At 60.8% G+C, this 16,881-nt stretch carries 17 protein-coding genes and 1 pseudogene; 15 read left to right on the forward strand and 3 right to left on the reverse strand.

Annotated elements, in window-relative coordinates:
* Positions 1-15: 15 nt before the first annotated feature.
* The 5 genes and pseudogenes from ACWPN8_RS06575 (at position 16) to ACWPN8_RS06595 (ending at position 5,597) form a co-directional block, all read left to right on the forward strand.
* Positions 16-3,027: an AAA family ATPase gene (locus ACWPN8_RS06575; protein ID WP_492240245.1), complete on the forward strand. Its 3,012-nt coding sequence runs from the start codon at positions 16-18 to the stop codon at positions 3,025-3,027.
* A 421-nt stretch (positions 3,028-3,448) separates the two neighbouring features.
* Positions 3,449-4,267 (forward strand): hypothetical protein, encoded by an 819-nt coding sequence (locus ACWPN8_RS06580; protein WP_492240246.1) that lies wholly within the window; start codon positions 3,449-3,451, stop codon positions 4,265-4,267.
* Positions 4,264-4,371: pseudogene (locus ACWPN8_RS06585) on the forward strand (ParA family protein); the annotation flags it as partial. The gene ACWPN8_RS06580 and the pseudogene ACWPN8_RS06585, both read left to right, overlap by 4 nt.
* Positions 4,372-4,618: 247 nt before the next feature.
* A complete protein-coding gene (locus ACWPN8_RS06590; protein ID WP_492241396.1) occupies positions 4,619-4,885 on the forward strand; it encodes a hypothetical protein in 267 nt (88 codons plus the stop codon).
* A gap of 4 nt (positions 4,886-4,889) precedes the next feature.
* A complete protein-coding gene (locus ACWPN8_RS06595; protein WP_492240247.1) occupies positions 4,890-5,597 on the forward strand; it encodes a DUF3102 domain-containing protein in 708 nt (235 codons plus the stop codon).
* 206 nt (positions 5,598-5,803) lie between these two features.
* Here ACWPN8_RS06595 and ACWPN8_RS06600 read toward each other — a convergent pair whose 3' ends face one another.
* On the reverse strand, positions 5,804-6,253 hold the full coding sequence (locus ACWPN8_RS06600) for a hypothetical protein (protein ID WP_492240248.1): 450 nt from the start codon (positions 6,251-6,253) through the stop codon (positions 5,804-5,806).
* 303 nt (positions 6,254-6,556) lie between these two features.
* Here ACWPN8_RS06600 and ACWPN8_RS06605 point away from each other — a divergent pair, with 303 nt between their 5' ends.
* Entirely contained in the window at positions 6,557-7,120 is a 564-nt protein-coding gene (locus ACWPN8_RS06605; RefSeq protein WP_492240249.1) for a hypothetical protein, read from the forward strand.
* A 131-nt stretch (positions 7,121-7,251) separates the two neighbouring features.
* On the opposite strand, the gene ACWPN8_RS06610 is transcribed toward ACWPN8_RS06605, so the two are convergent.
* A complete protein-coding gene (locus ACWPN8_RS06610; RefSeq protein WP_492240250.1) occupies positions 7,252-8,517 on the reverse strand; it encodes a Y-family DNA polymerase in 1,266 nt (421 codons plus the stop codon).
* 2 nt (positions 8,518-8,519) lie between these two features.
* Positions 8,520-9,059, reverse strand: a complete 540-nt coding sequence (locus ACWPN8_RS06615) for a LexA family protein (protein WP_492240251.1) — start codon at positions 9,057-9,059, stop codon at positions 8,520-8,522.
* Between the two features lie 110 nt (positions 9,060-9,169).
* Here ACWPN8_RS06615 and ACWPN8_RS06620 point away from each other — a divergent pair, with 110 nt between their 5' ends.
* The 9 genes from ACWPN8_RS06620 to ACWPN8_RS06660 all read left to right on the forward strand — a co-directional run bounded on the left by ACWPN8_RS06620 (position 9,170) and on the right by ACWPN8_RS06660 (position 16,880).
* Positions 9,170-9,466, forward strand: a complete 297-nt coding sequence (locus tag ACWPN8_RS06620) for a hypothetical protein (RefSeq protein WP_492240252.1) — start codon at positions 9,170-9,172, stop codon at positions 9,464-9,466.
* 2 nt (positions 9,467-9,468) lie between these two features.
* Positions 9,469-10,272 carry a hypothetical protein gene (locus ACWPN8_RS06625; RefSeq protein ID WP_492240253.1) on the forward strand — a complete coding sequence of 268 codons (804 nt, stop codon included), beginning with the start codon at positions 9,469-9,471 and terminating at the stop codon, positions 10,270-10,272.
* A 121-nt stretch (positions 10,273-10,393) separates the two neighbouring features.
* Positions 10,394-11,383 (forward strand): tyrosine-type recombinase/integrase, encoded by a 990-nt coding sequence (locus ACWPN8_RS06630; RefSeq protein ID WP_492240254.1) that lies wholly within the window; start codon positions 10,394-10,396, stop codon positions 11,381-11,383.
* 138 nt (positions 11,384-11,521) lie between these two features.
* The gene (locus ACWPN8_RS06635; RefSeq protein WP_109095447.1) at positions 11,522-12,181 is read left to right on the forward strand and encodes a DUF3164 family protein; all 660 of its coding nucleotides are present in this window, start codon (positions 11,522-11,524) and stop codon (positions 12,179-12,181) included.
* 10 nt (positions 12,182-12,191) lie between these two features.
* Positions 12,192-12,998, forward strand: coding sequence for a DNA-methyltransferase (locus ACWPN8_RS06640; protein WP_492240255.1), 807 nt, complete (start codon positions 12,192-12,194; stop codon positions 12,996-12,998).
* Positions 12,995-13,267: a hypothetical protein gene (locus ACWPN8_RS06645; RefSeq protein ID WP_492240256.1), complete on the forward strand. Its 273-nt coding sequence runs from the start codon at positions 12,995-12,997 to the stop codon at positions 13,265-13,267. The genes ACWPN8_RS06640 and ACWPN8_RS06645 overlap by 4 nt, the downstream gene beginning before the upstream one ends.
* Before the next feature lie 4 nt (positions 13,268-13,271).
* Complete coding sequence (locus tag ACWPN8_RS06650; protein WP_492240257.1) at positions 13,272-13,979, forward strand: hypothetical protein; 708 nt, start codon at positions 13,272-13,274, stop codon at positions 13,977-13,979.
* Between the two features lie 161 nt (positions 13,980-14,140).
* Positions 14,141-14,788, forward strand: coding sequence for a DUF1441 family protein (locus ACWPN8_RS06655; RefSeq protein ID WP_492240258.1), 648 nt, complete (start codon positions 14,141-14,143; stop codon positions 14,786-14,788).
* Positions 14,775-16,880: a terminase gpA endonuclease subunit gene (locus ACWPN8_RS06660; protein WP_492240259.1), complete on the forward strand. Its 2,106-nt coding sequence runs from the start codon at positions 14,775-14,777 to the stop codon at positions 16,878-16,880. Before ACWPN8_RS06655 ends, ACWPN8_RS06660 begins: the two co-directional genes overlap by 14 nt.
* Position 16,881 lies beyond the last annotated feature (1 nt).

The following is a 16,881-nucleotide window of genomic DNA, read 5'->3' on the forward strand; positions in this document are numbered from 1 at the left end:
AGGAGCAAAATAAGAATGTCGATTAAATTAACATGTGGCGAGAAGAGGTTCGATTGGGCCAAAGTTTCTATTTCTGCTGCTGAAGCGGCCGTTCAAGCCGTAGCGCTTGGAAAATTTGGATTGGGAAATCCGATACCATCATTCTTCAAGACTATTGAAGCGCTCAAAGGTGACGATGACGTTTCTCGCCGGTCTATGAAACTAGTGATGGAAACATTAGCATATGCTTTTTCAAAATCACTGGCACGATGTGATCTCAGAAATAAAGCATCAGTGGAAGAAATAGATTATTTAATTAAGTCATTTTTAGATAGATACAGTTTAATTTGTGATCAAGAAGATATATATATCGATCTTGCCGATTTTGATAATCCTAACAACTTCACGATATTTTCTGATGCAGCAGGAAGGATATATGAGGAAATTAAAGTATTTTCTCCTTCTATATCTATGGAAAATATCAAAGCAATATTTCGAGAAGAAGTCTCTATTGGGCTTTCTCGGATAAGGGCGCGTGATAATGGTTACTACTCTCATGTATTTGATGCGTTGAAAGGGTCATTCGCGCAAAATAACTCTAGGCATCGTGCTTGGTCAGAATATAGAGAAAAGATTATAAAGAGATTTGATGATCATATCTTATTTGCGCAAGATGAAGATTGCGGGGTTACTCTTGGGCAAGTTTATCAGCCTTTGAGAGCGTGGTGGGTTGATGAAAAAATAACTGATCGACAGGAAAAGAATATACAGAAATTTTCTGTAGATGAGAACGATAGCATTCCAATCCAGATTGGAATGCTTGAAGATATTGTTATGGAATGGCTAGAAAAAAATGATCGATCTGATCGAATAAAGCTGGTTTCTGGTGGACCCGGTTCTGGCAAATCTTCATTTGCAAGAAAAATTGCTGCTACTCTTTCCCTGGCTCCTCGATGGAGAGTTCTTGTTGTTCCTCTTCAAAGGCTTAAAGGTGGAGGTTCTATCGATTTGAGAATAGAGGAATATTTTAGGTCGTATCTTGATGAACCGTTTGATGCAGATACAACGCCACTTAGTTCGTTAGGTCGTGATAACCATCAAGATTGGATTATCATTTTTGATGGCCTGGACGAGCTAGCCAAAGAAGGGGCTGGTTCAGAAACAGCTGCGCAAGAATTTGCTTCTGCCTTGATCGACTGGAAGTCGCGTATAGGCGACTCAGCCTCTGTGAGGTTTATTGTACTGGGAAGAGCGCCTTCCATGCAGGAGGCTAGTAAAAGACTTTCTCTGCATGGAAACAGAACTCTTCATGTGGCAGATATGCGTCCGTTTAAACAACAACCTTATCGTTTGAGAGATAGAGAAGTTATAGACGTTCATAATGTGGCCGATCTCGACCAAAGAAAAGAATTCTGGCTTCGTTATGCAATTGCTGCAAAACAGGATTTGGATGTTCCTGCTGCGATGACAGAGGAGTCCCTTAGTGACCTAACAAAAGAGCCTTTACTCGCATACCTCCTCATCATATCTGGCTACGTGGGTAGCCAATGGGAGGAAGCAGCAAACAATAGAAATCACATTTATGAATCAATATTTGGAAAAATTTGGGAGCGCGAAAGAATTAAAGAGACTCGGAGAAGCTTAAACGAAATGGGTAGGGAAACATTTGATACACTGATGCAATCTCTCGGAATTGCTGCATGGAGAGGCGGCGGGCGTACCGGGGATGAGGCAACGTTTGTGAGTATGAGAGATGTATTTATGAGACCCGATTTACTGAAAAAGGCTAAAAATTGTGGGGCTGCGGATCTCGATAATGTTGCCATTCTATTTTACACTCGCAAGGATGAGGAATTAAACCGTGGATATGAATTTCTCCACAAAAGCTTTGGCGAATATCTGACCGCGTGCGGTCTACTTGATGCATTCATGCGCTGGGGTCAACAGGTTGCTGACCCTTATAGTGATTTTGATCATAGAATGTTTCTATCAAAATGGGTTCGGCTTACCGCAGCTGCGCCAATAACAGTCGAAATCGTCGCCTTTCTAATCAATCAAGCAGAGATCATTGTTGAAAGGAAACGAGATGGGGCTGATTATGAGATGGGCAGGAAGTGGGTTGGTATCGCAGCATCGCTAATAAACTATTCCTTAGAAAAGGGAATAGATTATTACGACGAAGCGGGAAGCTGGCGCAATGCAGAAATTGGGCATCGTAATGCAGAGATAGCATTATGGGCAGTTATGAACGCATTCAGCAAAATTGCTTATCCGACTCATTTGTTTAACGCCGATATTTCTGAAGGAGGATGGAAATCCGGTCCTATTAAGATTGATTATATAAGTAGCAATCCATTAGCTTTTGATAAAATTGCGAGAAATTTCACCGGAGATCTTGTGCATGAACTTCAATTCAGTAATTCAAATCGCGATTATGTTTCAATATATAACAATTTCTTCGTCAGATTTTTGGAAAGAGTCAATTTTGATCATTCGCAGATTATATCTGGTTCTTATGTAAACTTCTTTGCTGAGGGTGCTTCTTTTCGAGTGGCGCTCATAGCAGGAGCCAGCTTCTTCGTTCAGAATATGTCGCTTTGCGACTTTACGGGAGCTTCGATTGAGAACACGAAGTTTGCGTATGGAGAGCTTAACAGAACAAATTTTGAGGAAGCAATTTTTGAAAACAACCAAATGTATGCTACGACGGCAGATAAATGTTCTTTCAAAAAAACTAGGATTGTTAATTGCGCTCTCCGAAGGGTAGAGGGAGAAATCGTATTCAAATCTTCAATGTTGCGTCATTGTGATATTACTGGAACTGTAAAGACATCCATTTACGTCGATGAATCTGACTTGTACAGAATTATTATGAATGGTAGTAATATAATGTATGTGAAGATCTCAAAATCTTTTGCAGATGATAAATCTAGGAAGAAAATATTTCAACTATTCAAAAAAAATGGTTGGGAGTACGTCGAAGAAATGTTATTTTCAGATGAAAAGAACTTCATAGAGAGAAACGCTGAAGAGGAAATTGAATTCTAAACGCTCGATATATCTAGGTCTATCGTTTTAAAGGAGGTGGTTTTGATAGGTATCATTGATATGAAGAGAAATTATTATAATTATCGAGGTGTCATTGCTAACGCTATTCGCTATTCTGTAAGATTTTGATCGCTTCTCTAAAAGATCCATAAATGGTTGACGCGCCATCCCAACGGAGCGACTTTTCCTCCCGGAGCCTCAGAACCTCCACTTGGCAGCCGGCCACCCGCGCGTTTTCGCGACGTGGCCCTTTTCATGCCGGGACTCTGTCCGTAGCATGCCCCTTCGCCGGGGGTCGGATAATACAACACCCGTAAGGGGAATAGTCCGGCCTGTCCAAGTCAGGTTCTGAACCCCCGGCACCAGGGCGGTCCTCAGAAGCCTTCCTGTCGCCGGCAACGCCGACTTGGAGGGCTTCGCCATGGAAAGCATGGGCGACAACGGGCAGATCTTGCCCGCCTTATCACCGACCGACATCGACATCGCCATCAACGGCGAGCCACGCATTCTGGATCTGCGCTTGGCCGAGGCGTTGGGCTTCGGAAGACCTCGCGATATCCGCCAACTGATCGAGCGGCACCGCGATGCGCTGGAAAGGCTTGGCGGAATTTGCGGCACCGTACCGCAAATTCGCGGACGGGGCCGCCCCGCCACCGAGTTCTGGCTGACGAAGAAGCAGGCCGTCTATCTCTGCACCAAGGCCGAGACCGAACGCGCCATCACCGTCACCATCCAGATCGTCGAGCTGTTCGACGCCGTGACCGGCGGGGCCGCGCATCCCGCCCTGGCGCCGGTCCTCACCCGTGCCGATCTCGACGCCATCGACCGCCGCGCCCGCCGGATCGGGCAGGAGGAGGAGCAACGGGCGCGCTCCGCCCTGACCGACCGGGCGCTCGACCGTCTGCGCCGGGGCGAGCGGATCGACATCGCCTCGCTGTCCGCCGCCCGGCCGTATGAGCCCGCCGCTCTGCCGCCGCCGCCCGCCCGGACGCGCGAGGAGAGCATGGACCTCGCGCTTGCCCATCTGCGCGCCCTGCCGCCCGAGCTGCGGCAGGAGGGCTTCCGCCTGATGCACGCCATCAAGGCCCACAGCGACGCCCTGAAGGCGCTGAAGGCCGCGACCGAGGCGATCAACTCCCCGCTCGACACCATCGCCGAAATCCTGGAACGCGAGGCGACCCTCATCCGCCAGACCATCGCCGCCCAGGCGGGCCGGGCCGGGCAGGGGGACCGGCCATGAGGACGATCCTGGTGGTCCAGGGGAAGGGCGGCGGTCCGAAGACCGCCACCGTCCGCAATCTGGCCGTCGCGGCCGCCGTCGCCGGCCGGCGGGTGGGCACGCTCGACACCGACCCGCAAGGCTCGCTGACCCACTGGCACGGCCTGCGCCCGGCCGACGCTGCCCCGATCCTCCACGAACAGCGCCCGCTGGGCGCGGTGACGGAGCGGCCGACTCCGCCGGGCCTCGACCTGCTGGTGATCGACACCCCGACCGCGGTGGAGAATTTTCCCCAGGCGACCGCCCTGCTGTTCGACTGCGCGGATTCGGTGCTGGTGCCCGTCCGCCCCGGCCCGGAGGATTCTGGTCAGCATGCAGGCCATGCTGCCCTACCTGCGCGCCCGGCGCCGGCCGATGCGTCTGCTGCTGAGCCAGGTCGTCCCGCGCCTGCGCGAGACCGCCGACGCCCGCGCCATCGTCTCCGCCATGGGGGCGGTGGCGCCGGTGGAGATCCCGCAGCTTCAGGAGGTGCCGCGCAGCTTCATCGCCGGGCTGGGCACCGCGGAGATCCCCGGCACCCGCACCGGCCCGCTGTTCCGCGACCTCTGGCTCCACCTGTCCGCCGCGATGGAGGGCTGATCCCATGTCCCGATCCGGTTCCGGGCCAACGCCCAAGCCCAGGCCGCCCGCCCGCCGCAGCCTGGGCGACGCCCGCCTGTCGATGCTGGCCACCCCGCGCCCGCTGACCACGCGGGCCGAGTTCGCCGCCGACATCCGCCGCGAATGGTCGAACGCTCTGGAGGCGACCATCGCCGTCGGCCGCCGCCTGAACGAGGCCAAGGCGGCTCTGCCCCACGGCGAGTACGAGGCGATGGTGGCGACCGACCTTCCGTTCAGCACCTCCACCGCCCGCAAGCTGCGCGAGATCGCCGCCTTCGTCGACGAGGGGCAGGTGCCGCTGGACCGTCTGCCGGAAGCGATGAGCACGCTCTACGCCATCGCAACCCTGCCGGACGACACCCGCCAGCAGGCCCTGGACGCCGGCACGATCCACCCGGCGGTGACACGAGGCGAGGTGGAGGCGCTGAAGGTGCCGGCGGTGACGCCGGCGCCGTCCCGGCCGGTGGAGAAGGGGACCGCTCCGGTCCCAGCGCCGCCGCGCGAGTCACGCTTCGCGGCGGCGCTGTCGCTGCCGTGGAGCACGGACCCGGACGATCCAGGCGCCATCACAGTCGAGCTGGACGGCGTGCGCCGCTACCTGCTGGTGATGGTGGCGCCGGATCCCGCGGCGGCCGACGTGGTCCGGCATGTGGTGGAGTTGCATAACGCTGACTTGGAGCGCCATGGCTGAACGCTTGGCATCCAATGATTATGGGCAATGACTGAACCGTGGCTCTCGCCGGCACCGCCCCACCCGGAGAGCGGTGGTCCGGCTTGGGGCCTGTGCATGCTCTCCCGGAAACCGGTGCCGGCATCAAGCTTTACCAAATACTGGTACGGTGAAACTCACCCCGGACACGGTCAACTCAAATGAGGGAGTGAGGCAAGGTCATCGCCTCAGGGAAAGTTCTCGATTTTTCCAACTTCATTGCCGCTTTTATCACGGATGATATAATAATCTCCGGAGTAAGGTTTTTCGATTTTTCCGGTTTCACTGCCATATTTATCGCGGATGATATAGTATTCACCGGAGATTGGTGTGTCAATTTTCCCGGTTTCGTTGCCATAATAGTCTCTGATGATGTAATAATCGCCGGAAATTGGTCTGTCTATTTTCCCAATTACGTTGCGGTCGTTATCGCGGATAATAAATTCGGCGCCGTAGATGGGTTTCTCGATGGTTGCGGTTTTGGAGCCGTCTTTGCCGCGGATGGTGCACCCACCGCTGCATGCATTTTCACTGACCGTCTCGGCCACTGCCGGGACGGCGGTCCAAACCAGCAGACCGATAAGCATTGAAGCGAAAGTTGAACGCATCTCCACACCTCCCGTCTTACGACCGCACATGCGGCTTCCTGATGAACATGGCGGCAGGGCGATTTAATCCGACAAGTGCCAGCACCCCCTGGACGCCGGTACAATCCATTTGGCGGTGACGACGGGCGAGATAGAGGCGCTTAAGGTGCCGGCAACACCTCGTGAGAAAGCAAACTAGGGAGAATGAAAAGTTTCGCGAGCGGCTTAAACGGCGTGTTTGCACGTGCCGGTTATGAGTGAGAAAGCCATTCCCTTATGGCGCACACCGGTTGACAATTAGATAACCTTTGAGCAAAGAAGCATGCTCAATATGCTACTGGAAACCAACGTATTATGAATAAGAACAACTCCATTGCTGCGCAGGCTGTCGCCGCGATTGCAATAGCTACCGTCTTAGCGGGATGCGCTCAAAGCGCATCCATACCGCCCTCGCGTAAAGTTGACGATGTCGAGCAGGCTCTAATTGACCGCTTCACCGCAGCATCTCACAGAGAGGCGGTGGAATATCCACTTGTTCGGGCAGCGGTCATTGTCGATGGTGGAACTCGGGATGGGCTTGATCGCGCGATGGTGGAACCGTTTGAATCCGGCCGGCTGTTCGACCTTCACGCATTGGCGCAAACTGGTGCCAAGGTGCAGCAGGTTTTCGTGGTGCCTTTACGGAGTGTGTCGCCTTGTGCTGCCTACCCCGCAATGAGTGGTGGGATGGAAATCTGCCGCAAAGCAAGCGGCAATGTTACGGTGCGCGGCCGGATCGACCCCACCGAAACTTGGGAAGCAGATCTCGTTATTCCGCCTTATCTTGTGAAAGAATTATCTGTCAGGAATATTGGCCCCGTTCTCCGTGATAGGATTGCAATCGTTTCGCAGCTTTTGGTGCAGCCAGAGAGCCATTAAGTATTTTTTTCGATGATGCGGGGCAGGCTAGAACTGCCTGCCCCTAAAAATTATGGGATGATCATTGTATTATTCCTATCCAATCACATGGTGTATATTTAAGTAATTATTGGCGGTGTGCGATGTTGTTTTCATGCTGAAACCACCGGCACTTCGTCCATCTTCGTGGTGTAGCTGGGCGAACGTTGGTCCTGACGAATGTGCCAAGAGCGGCCGATGGTGGCTGCCGGCACCAGGGTGTTCCGTCCCATCCTGGTGTTGACCGCATCGAGCGCGGCCATCAGCTTCGCGCCACGCTGCCGATCCGCGACCTGCAGCAGGTCGGGCTGCACTTTTCCCTCCGGGATCAGGCCGGTCAGGATCACGCCGGCCTTGCTCATGTCGTAGCCGTCACGCCAGATCCGGCGGGCGCCGGCGGTTGCCGCAGCAATCAGCTGGAAAGTGTCACTGCTCGCCGGCTGCACCTCCACGGTCACCGCATTGCTGTAGCTTGGACCGGGGCGGAATGGCGAGGTGTGGCAGAACACCTGGACGGCTTCGGTCGCGAGTTTTTCCGCGCGAAGCTTCTCCGCCGCCCTGGTGGCGTAGGTCGCCACGGCCTCACGCATCTCTTCCCACCCCGTCACCGGCTGACCGAATGAGCGCGTCACCGCGATGGTCTTGCGTGGGCTGGGCGCCAGATCGAGCGGCATGCAGGCAATCCCGCGCAGCTCGTAGACCAGCCTTTCGCCGGTCACCGTCAGCACTTGGCGGGCGAGCCGAGGGTCGAGGTCGCGCAAGTCGGCGGCGGTATGCACCGACAACCGCTCCAGCTTTTCGGCCGATCGCCGGCCAACCCCCCAGACTTCCGAGACCGGCACCCGCGCGAGGATCTCTTCCCGATCGTCTGAGCTGGTCAGGTCGCAGACGCCACTGTCATCGCGCAGGACCTTTTTGGCTGCGAAGTTCGCCAGCTTCGCCAACGTCTTGGAAGGGGCGATCCCGACACAGGTCGGAATGCCGGTCCAGCGCCGCACCGTCCGGCGGATATCGGCAGCATAGGCGGCCAGGGAGCCCGTCATTCCGGTCAGATCGAGAAACGACTCGTCGATCGAATAGACCTCCAGAGCCGGAGCAAGGCCCCGCAGGCAATCGGTCACGCGTGCGCTGAGATCCCCATAGAGGGCATAGTTGCTGGACAGGATCCGGACATTGTGGCGGCGGACGAGGTCGCGCACCTCGAACAGAGGTTGGCCCATGGTGACGCCCAGCGCCTTCAACTCGGCCGACCGGGCGACGAAGCAGCCGTCGTTGTTCGACAGCACGCCGACCGGCACGCCCTCCAGCCGCGGGTTGAAGACCCGTTCGCAGCTCACATAGAAATTGTTGCAGTCCACCAGGGCGAAGGTGCTGGCCATCGTCAGCCACGGTGGATCCGGATGGTCGCGCTGACGACGCCCCAGACCTCGAAGTCGCGGCGATCGGTGACATCGATGACCTGATATGCGCGATCGTCCGTCTCGGGTGCGAGATAGTATCGCCCACGGCGGACCAGCAGGCGCTTGCACACCAGCTCACCATCCAGCACGGCAACCACAACGTCGTCATGCCGGGCCGTCAGGCTTCGGTCGACGATCGCCAAATCCCCATCGTGGATGCCGGCGCGCGTCATGCTGTGGCCCGAGATGCGCAAGGTGAAGGTGGCGCTGGGGTGCGGCACCAGCACCTCCGCAAGGTCGATGCGGCCTTCGACATAGTCGGCGGCCGGGCTGGGGAAGCCTGCCGAGATCACGGCATCGTATGAGGCAATTGGGCACGAACGCATGTAGACCAATTGCGGCTCGCACATGGCTTCCTCCTTGTTGCTGACACTGGCCGTCAGGATGGCGCTGCATAAGAACTTTTCAAGAACATTGATCGGTTGACAGCGGTTCCACGAGGCAGTGATGGGGAAAAGCAACAAAAAACCCTGTCCGCGCAATTTGTCGCAAGGAATTGGTAATCCTTTTGGGCAAACAATCCTAACGACCCTGGCGGATGTGTGCCGTCAGGCGGTCGCCGGAGGTTTGAATGCCCGTCCCTGTCACGCCGTTGCTGCCGGCCCTGTTGGACTTCCTGGCGCTATCCGGGGCGGCCGACTCGCCGGCGGCGGATGATGCATGCAGCCGCTCGGAGCGGCTTCTCGTTGCCGGTGAGATCGCTGATGCCGATGACCTCTTCGCAAAAGCACGCTATCTGCAGGCCTGTGGCCGAATCGATCCCAGCCTGATCCCCCAGGAAGCATTGGACACGCTGGTGGTGGGCATTATCCGGCTGTTTGGGCAAAGCCTTTCCAGCTCGGACTTGCCCATCCGGGCGGCGGCCTGACCATGGCCGTCGCCTATGCCCATTCGGTGCAGGATCGGCGCCGTCCTCTCGACCTGGAGGAATTGGTGGTGTGGGCCTGCCGGGACCAGCAGGCGTTGCGCGACGGCAGCACCCTACATGTGGTCGAGGCCGCCGCCCAGTTCGGCATCCGCAACCAGCGCCGCCATCTGAGCGGCTCCGATTACCCGGGTGCCTGGGGTGTCGACAGCTGTGCCCGGCTGGCCGCCATCGGCGCCGTCGGCACCCGGTTGGATGGCGGCGGCCCGACGCGCGGCATCGCCCCACGGATCCCACCCGATGCCGAAGCCGTGGCCACCGCCATCGAGGCATTGCCCATGGGCAAGCGGCGCCTTGTCCGATCCCATGGAAAGGCCGGAACGCGGCCGGATTGGCTGTCACTGAGCCAGCCGCTGGTGGCGTGCCGGCAGCCGTCCGACCGGCCAGGCCGATACCGCCACGTGATCGAAGAGGAGTGGCAGCCGACCCCGCTTCGCTCAGAGCTGGCCGCGCGCTATCTGGCACGGGGACAATCCTTGTTCGACGCCCACGGTCGCCGCCGGATCCCGGCAGAGGAACAGGACTTCCAGTTCCGCCCCGACGATCAGGGCGGAAGGGAGCTGCTGGTGCGTTGGTGCGCGCTGGAACCTGAGCACAGCGACGCGGAGATCATCGAGGCCAACTGCGATTATGCGGAATGGCACGATGGCATGACAGCGCTGTTGCGGTCGCTTCAAGGCCGGTATCTGCGGAACCACACCATCACCGGCTTCGCTGCTCCATCTCGTCCATGGGATATTTATCCTTGAAATAGGATCAATATCTTGACAGAGTGACCGGGACGAATTGCGTGTGAACGAAGGCCCGCCCGGCATCTGCCGCGGCGGGCCTTCTCATTCTTGGACCGGAGACGGGCCATGTGAGGCATCCGTGGGCGCACTGACCGTGAAGCAGTTGGACACCGTGGCCCAGTCCGGCATGGCTGCGGCGCTGCCGCTGGACCAGTTGCAGGAGCGGCTGCTGGATGCCTTTTTGTCCGGCCGCAAGGCCAATACGGTGGCAGCCTACCGCCGGGATCTGGAAGACTTCCGGGTCTTCGTCGCCGGCAACCCCGAACTGGCGCCCTATGCCGGCACCGTCGACCGGGCAACGCGCGAGTTGCTTGCGCTTTCTGCCGGTCAGGCCAATGCCCTGGTGCTGAGCTACCGTGCCGATCTGCAGGACCGGCAGCTGGCGCCTGCCACCATCAACCGGCGGCTGGCCGCGCTCCGTTCGCTGATCAAGCTGGGGAAGACGCTCGGCTTGGTCGGCTGGGAACTGGAAATCGAGAACGTCGACGCCGCCGCCTACCGCGATACCCGCGGGCCGGGGCGGGACGGCGTCAAGGCGATGCTCTCCCAGGTCCAGGAGCGCAGCGACGGCAAGGGGGTGCGCGACACCGCCATTGTACGCCTGCTGCATGATACCGCGCTGCGCCGCGGCGAGGTGGTCTCGCTGGACCTGGAGCATTACGATCCGGCAGCCGCGACGCTGGCCATCCTCGGCAAGGGGCGCCTCCAGAGGGAGATGATCACCCTGCCAGACGCCACCAAGGCAGCGCTGGAGGAGTGGATCCGGATGCGCGGCCGTCATCCCGGGCCGCTCTTCTTCCGGCTAGACAATGCCGGATCTGGCGAAGGCCGGCTGACCGGCGCCGCGGTGTACCAGATCGTGCAGCGGCTTGGGGATGACGTCGGAATCCAGACACGGCCGCATGGTCTGCGCCATGCGGCCATCACCAGCGCACTGGACGCGACCAACGGCAATCTGCGGGCCGCACAGTCCTTTGCGCGGCACCGCGATCCACGGGTCACCATGCGCTACGACGATAATCGGGCCGACCTGGCCGGACAGACCGCACGGCTTGTCGCCGAAGAGTGACGGTGCCGTGCGGTCCTTCGGAATGGAAAGCTGAGTTTGCGAAAAGGCCCATTATCGCAAGCTTGGACGTTACACGGTCGGCCATTGGGCGTTACACGCGCCGCCGGCGCATCACGAAAAACATCAAGGAATACAACGATGTCGCACTCTGATGCGCAGCCGGAAGCCATTGCGGTCGGTGTAACGCCGGAGGCCGTGCGCCCGGATTATTACGAGGATCGCCAAGGCCGGATGATCCCTGCGCGGAAGGTGCGGGCGAGCGACCTCCTGGAGGACCAATTCGTGCGCGGCCTGATGGAAAAGGCCGATGCGCTGTCGGCGCAAATGCGTGCCTTCAAGGCGGCCGTGTTTGGCGACGTGGACACCTTCGTTGCGCTGCTCCATGAAAAATACGAAGTGAAAGTCGGCGGAAAACGCGGAAACATGACTTTCACCAGCTACGACGGCCGCCTGCAAATAAAGGTGCAGGTGACTGACCACATGCGGTTCGGTCCTGAACTGCAAGTCGCGAAATCTCTGATCGATGAATGCATCAGGGAATGGGCGACCGAGACCAACGACAACATCCGCGTGCTGGTCGAGCACGCGTTCCGCACGGACAAAGAGGGAAAGGTCTCGCGCGAAAGCGTTTTCGCGCTGCGCCGCGTCGAGATCGCCGATCCGAGATGGGAACGCGCGATGAAGGCCATCGCGGATTCCGTGATGATCGAAAGCACATCACGGTACGTGCGTTTCTACCGCCGTGATTCCCAGGAAGCGGCGTGGCAACCCGTGAGCCATGACCTCGCAAATCTGTGAGCGCACCAGCATGAAACAGAATACGACTGCGGCCACATCGGTGACGATCGGCGCGGCAACGCTGCTGCTGGGCGACTGCATCGAGCGGATGCGGGAGCTGCCCGACAGCTCGGTCAGCCTGGTGTTGACCGACGTGCCCTATTCCAGCGGCGCCACGCGTGAAGCCGGCCGCACCGCCTACGGCAAGACCATGACGCGGTCGACCAAGGGCGACACAGACCGGTGGTTCGGCTCCGACAGCCTGAGCACGCGGGGTTTCCTCCATCTGCTGCGCAGCTGCGCCATGGAGTGGCAGCGGGTGCTGAAGCCAGGCGGGCATGTGCTTGCCTTCATCGACTGGCGCATGGGCGATCATCTGGCCGATGCCATCGATGGGGGCGAGGCCGCGCTGTTCCTGTCCGGCCATGCGGCTGACGCCATGGAAAGCGCCGACCTGAAGCGGGTGGGGCTGCTGGTGTGGGACAAGACCTATTTCGGCATGGGCACCCACTTCCGGCACCAGCACGAACTGATCCACCACTTCACCAAGGGCAAGGGCAGCGAGCCGTTGCGCCGGAACGTCGCCAACGTGCTGCGCCATGCGCCGGTGCGGTTTGGCGCCCATCCGACGGAGAAGCCGGTGGAGCTGCTGGCCGAGCTGATCGGCACCGTCTGCCCGGCGGGCGAGACGGTGCTCGACCCGTTCTTCGGCAGCGCGTCGGCCGGCCATGCCGCTCTGACCACGGGCCGGCGCTTCATCGGCGTCGAGCGCGACCGCCGCTATTTCGAGACTGGCTGGCAGAGGCTGGCCAATCTCACCGAGGAGTTGGCAGCATGACCATGCATGTGGACGACATCATGCACGGCCTCACCAGCCGCGCCGCCACCGATGGCGTCATCGTCACCATCGGCGGCACCATGAACTGGTGGCTCGATGCCCTGCATGGGCCGGCGCAGGAGCTGGCCTTCTGGGGCACGGTGGCGCTGGTGGTCGGGCGCCTGGTGCTGCTGGCACTCGACTTCCGGGATCGGCTCTGGCCGCGTTCCAAGCCGTCCAAAGTGTTCACGCGTGAACACTTTGGCGACGACGCCAGCCCCAAGCCGTAACGCCATGCTCGCCCTCGATGTCCGCGCCGACCTGAAGCCGCTGCAGTCGACGCTGACCGGGCTGGCCAAGGACCAGATCCCCTTCGCCACCGCCCGTGCCCTGACCGCGGTGGCGAAGAAGGTCCAGGCGGCCGAGAAGGAGGCCCTGACGGAGGTGTTCGACCGGCCAACCCTGTTCACCCAGCGCGCCGTCGGCGTCAAGGCGGCCCGGAAGGCGGACCTGACGGCCATCATCTTCGTCAAGGACATCGCGGCGAAGTACCTGGAACCCTTCGAGCTGGGCGGACAACATCACCTTCCGCCCAGCAAGCGGGGCGGGACGCTGTTCAATCCGAAGAACGTCCAGCTCAACCAGTACGGCAACCTGCCCAAGGGCAAGCTCCGTCGGCTGGCCGCCCGATCGGACACCTTCGTCGGCACCGTCGCCTTCAAGAGCGGCCAGAGCATCAGCGGCATCTGGCAGCGTCCCCCGCGGGATTACCGGCGGGCGGACCCGAAGGCCGGCTATCGGCGGGAGCACGGGACCAAGGGCCGGATCGGCAAGGTGGACGGCGTGAAGACCGGGCTGAAGCTGCTGGTGCGGTTCGGCGACGCGCTGCCCGTCCAGCAGCGCCTCGGCTATCGGGAGCGGGCGAAGGACGTGGTGCAGGCCTCCCTGCGCAGTGAGTTCGAGAAGGCCATGGGCGAGGCGCTGGCGACCGCCAAGGGGTGACCGGGCCGGGAGGGGTACCCCCCCCCTCAATGGGTCCTTCCTGGGGGGATCGGCAAACGCGGGCATTGCGCACCGCGGGCTCTGCCACTCATTGGGCAAAAAAAACGCGTTACACGGTCCGTTACACGCTCCCGGACGGAGGGAAAAGCGGAGCGAAACCAATGGCGTCACCGACGAAGCGTGTAACGGCCGGCAAGGCCGGCGTTACACCGCCGCGTTACACGGCCGGTCCGACGGTCGGCAAGAAGGAGCTGGTCGAGGCGCTGGGCTGGACCCGGCCGAAGTTGGACCGGCGTCTGGAGTCCGACGCCGGCTTTCCGGTGGTCACCCGCGGCACCAAGGCCGGCGGGTGGGAGTTCGACCTCGCGGCGGTCCGGGCCTATCTGGATCCGGAGGCGGCGCCTCCTCCTCCGCCCCGGCCGGCACCGCGCAGGCCGGCGGCACCTCCGCCGCCGGTGTTCGACCTGGAGGACGAAGAGGATCCGCCGGCGCCGCGGCGCCGACAGGGGCCGGCCCAGCATGCCGGCGAGGCCACGGCCAAGCAGCGCAAGGACGCCGCCCAGGCGGCGATGATCGAAGACAAGCTCCGCCTCAGCCGCTCCGAGCTGGTGGAGGCGGAGGAGATGCGCACGGTGCTGGCCACCATGCTGTCCCACCTGTCCAAGGGGATCGACGGCATCCCGGTCCTGATGATCAAGCGGCTGGGGCTGGACGAGGACGCGATGCCGGTGCTGCGCGAGATCGTGGACGATCTGCGCAGCCAGATGGTGCTCGATCTGCGGAAGGCGATGCGGGATGCAGGAACCTGAATTTGCATCGGGGTGGCTGCTGGCCGAGGAGGCCCTGGCCGCCCTGCTGCCGCCGGAGCGCCGGACGGTGGCCGAGTTCGCGGAGATGAAACGCGTGCTGGCCAACGAGGGCGGCGGCTACGTCGGCAAGTGGCGCAACGACCAGGTGCCCTACGTCGTGGAGCCGATGGAGTGCCTGACCTCGCTGGATCACCTGACCGTCGCCGTCATCGGCCCCGGCCAGTCGGCGAAAACCACGATCGCGGAGAACTGGCTGCTGCATGCCGTCGCGTCGGATCCGGCCAACCTGCTCTGGTACATGCAGACCGACCAGGCGGTGGAGGCCTACGTCAAGTCGCGCATCAACCCGATGATCGAGGCGCATGAGGACATGGAATCCCGCCTCGGCACCCGGTCGGTGGACGACAGCCTGCACTTCAAGAATTTCCGCACCATGCGGGCGGAGTTCCTGCCGGCGACCAAGCGCAACCTGATCAACAAGTCGGCGCCGCGCATCGTCGCCGACGAGATCGACGCCTATGGGGAGATGGGCGACGTCAAGGCACTCTTCGACGTCCGGCGCCAGACCTTCGGCCGGCAGTCGATGATCCTGGCCGTGAGCCACCCCGACAAGGCCAAGGGCATGAACCCCGCCCGCGATTGGACCGCGGGGATCATGGCCATGTACGCCGACAGCGACCGGCGGGTCTGGTACTGGCGATGCCCGCACTGCGGCGCCTTCTCGTCGCCGGCGCCGATCGCCGCCCGCGTGATGGTGTTGGACTATCCGGAGGAGGGCACGCTGGACGAGGTGGAGGCCAATGCCCGGCTGCTGTGTCCGGTGAACCAGTGCCGCATCGAGGACGGCGAGCGCCGCGGCATGCTGGGCACCGGCCGCTGGATCGGCGACGGCCAGACCATCGCGGAGGACGGCACCGTCACCGGCGAGCGGGTCCGCCGCGCCACCGCCGGCTTCTGGATCACCGGCACGATGTCTCCCTTCGTGCTGGGTGGCATCGGCGCCCTGGCCCGGGCCAAAGCGAAGGCCGAACGGGAAATGGAGATGACCGGCGAGGACGAGACGCTGCGCCAGGTCATCGTGAAGCAGTTCGGCATCCCCTACGCCCCGCCCCGCACGGTCGGGCTGCTGCTGGGGACCGACATCGCGGAACGGGCATCCGTCCAGTTGCACCTCGGCTCGGTTCCCGAAGGGGTGCGCTTCATCACCGCCTTCTGGGACGTCCAGATCGCGCATTTCGACGTGCTGTTCCGCGGCTGGGGGGTGAAGGGCGAAAGCTGGGTGATCGACCGCTTCCGGGTGGCCGGCGATCCGGCGACCAGCCCGGAGGATTGGGAGCAGCTGGTGGAGAAGGTGCTGCTGAAGACCTATCCGCTGGCCGACGGCTCCGGCCGGCACATGGGCCTGCGCGCCGCCGGCTTCGACTCCGGCGGCCAGCCCGGCGTCAGCCAGCAGGCCTACGATGCCTGGACCCGCTGGCGGAAGCGCCAGCTGGTGAAGCTGTTCGGCAAGATCGGCGGCCGCGACGTCTATTCGGTCATTCCGACCAAGGGCGCTTCCGGCCTGATGGCGCCGCGGCTGAGCGTGACCTATCCGGACACCTCGGCCCAGGCCGGGAAGAAGTTCGGCTCCAACGGCACCGTGCCGGTCGGCGTCTTCAACCCGAACACCTTCAAGGACGATCTGAACGGCCAGCTGCAGCGGGTTGAGGACGGCCCCTGGTCGATCCATTTCCCGGTCGCTCTGCGGGCCAAGGCGCCGCCGCACCCGTGGTTCGAGCAGCTGGTGGCCGAGCACCGGCTGCCCAACGGCCGCTGGGAGAAGACCAGCGCGTCGGTCCGCAACGAGGCCCTGGACACCATGGTCGGCAACCACGTCGTGGCCCACCTCCACGGGCTGAACCGCATCAATTGGGAGCGGCCGCCGTCCTGGGCGGCGCCGTGGGATGAAAATTCCCTCGTCGTCACCCCCGAACAGGTGAAGGAGGCGGAGGCCGCAGCGGTGATTTCGACCCTGGCCACCGTCATTTCCGCCGTTGCCGGCCCCCCGCAACCGACGCCGCCCCGGCGCACCCTGTCCAGCCGCCTGGCCTGAA

The organism is Azospirillum sp. UENF 112521 (genome assembly GCF_058780665.1).

Bases quoted from the DNA above. Each gene is read 5' to 3' on its own strand.
- ACWPN8_RS06575 (WP_492240245.1), top strand. From the start codon at position 16: ATGTCGATTAAATTAACATGTGGCGAGAAGAGGTTCGATTGGGCCAAA.
- ACWPN8_RS06580 (WP_492240246.1), top strand. From the start codon at position 3,449: ATGGAAAGCATGGGCGACAACGGGCAGATCTTGCCCGCCTTATCACCG.
- ACWPN8_RS06590 (WP_492241396.1), top strand. From the start codon at position 4,619: ATGCAGGCCATGCTGCCCTACCTGCGCGCCCGGCGCCGGCCGATGCGT.
- ACWPN8_RS06595 (WP_492240247.1), top strand. From the start codon at position 4,890: ATGTCCCGATCCGGTTCCGGGCCAACGCCCAAGCCCAGGCCGCCCGCC.
- ACWPN8_RS06600 (WP_492240248.1), bottom strand. From the start codon at position 6,253: ATGTGCGGTCGTAAGACGGGAGGTGTGGAGATGCGTTCAACTTTCGCT.
- ACWPN8_RS06605 (WP_492240249.1), top strand. From the start codon at position 6,557: ATGAATAAGAACAACTCCATTGCTGCGCAGGCTGTCGCCGCGATTGCA.
- ACWPN8_RS06610 (WP_492240250.1), bottom strand. From the start codon at position 8,517: ATGGCCAGCACCTTCGCCCTGGTGGACTGCAACAATTTCTATGTGAGC.
- ACWPN8_RS06620 (WP_492240252.1), top strand. From the start codon at position 9,170: ATGCCCGTCCCTGTCACGCCGTTGCTGCCGGCCCTGTTGGACTTCCTG.
- ACWPN8_RS06625 (WP_492240253.1), top strand. From the start codon at position 9,469: ATGGCCGTCGCCTATGCCCATTCGGTGCAGGATCGGCGCCGTCCTCTC.
- ACWPN8_RS06635 (WP_109095447.1), top strand. From the start codon at position 11,522: ATGTCGCACTCTGATGCGCAGCCGGAAGCCATTGCGGTCGGTGTAACG.
- ACWPN8_RS06640 (WP_492240255.1), top strand. From the start codon at position 12,192: ATGAAACAGAATACGACTGCGGCCACATCGGTGACGATCGGCGCGGCA.
- ACWPN8_RS06645 (WP_492240256.1), top strand. From the start codon at position 12,995: ATGACCATGCATGTGGACGACATCATGCACGGCCTCACCAGCCGCGCC.
- ACWPN8_RS06650 (WP_492240257.1), top strand. From the start codon at position 13,272: ATGCTCGCCCTCGATGTCCGCGCCGACCTGAAGCCGCTGCAGTCGACG.
- ACWPN8_RS06655 (WP_492240258.1), top strand. From the start codon at position 14,141: ATGGCGTCACCGACGAAGCGTGTAACGGCCGGCAAGGCCGGCGTTACA.
- ACWPN8_RS06660 (WP_492240259.1), top strand. From the start codon at position 14,775: ATGCAGGAACCTGAATTTGCATCGGGGTGGCTGCTGGCCGAGGAGGCC.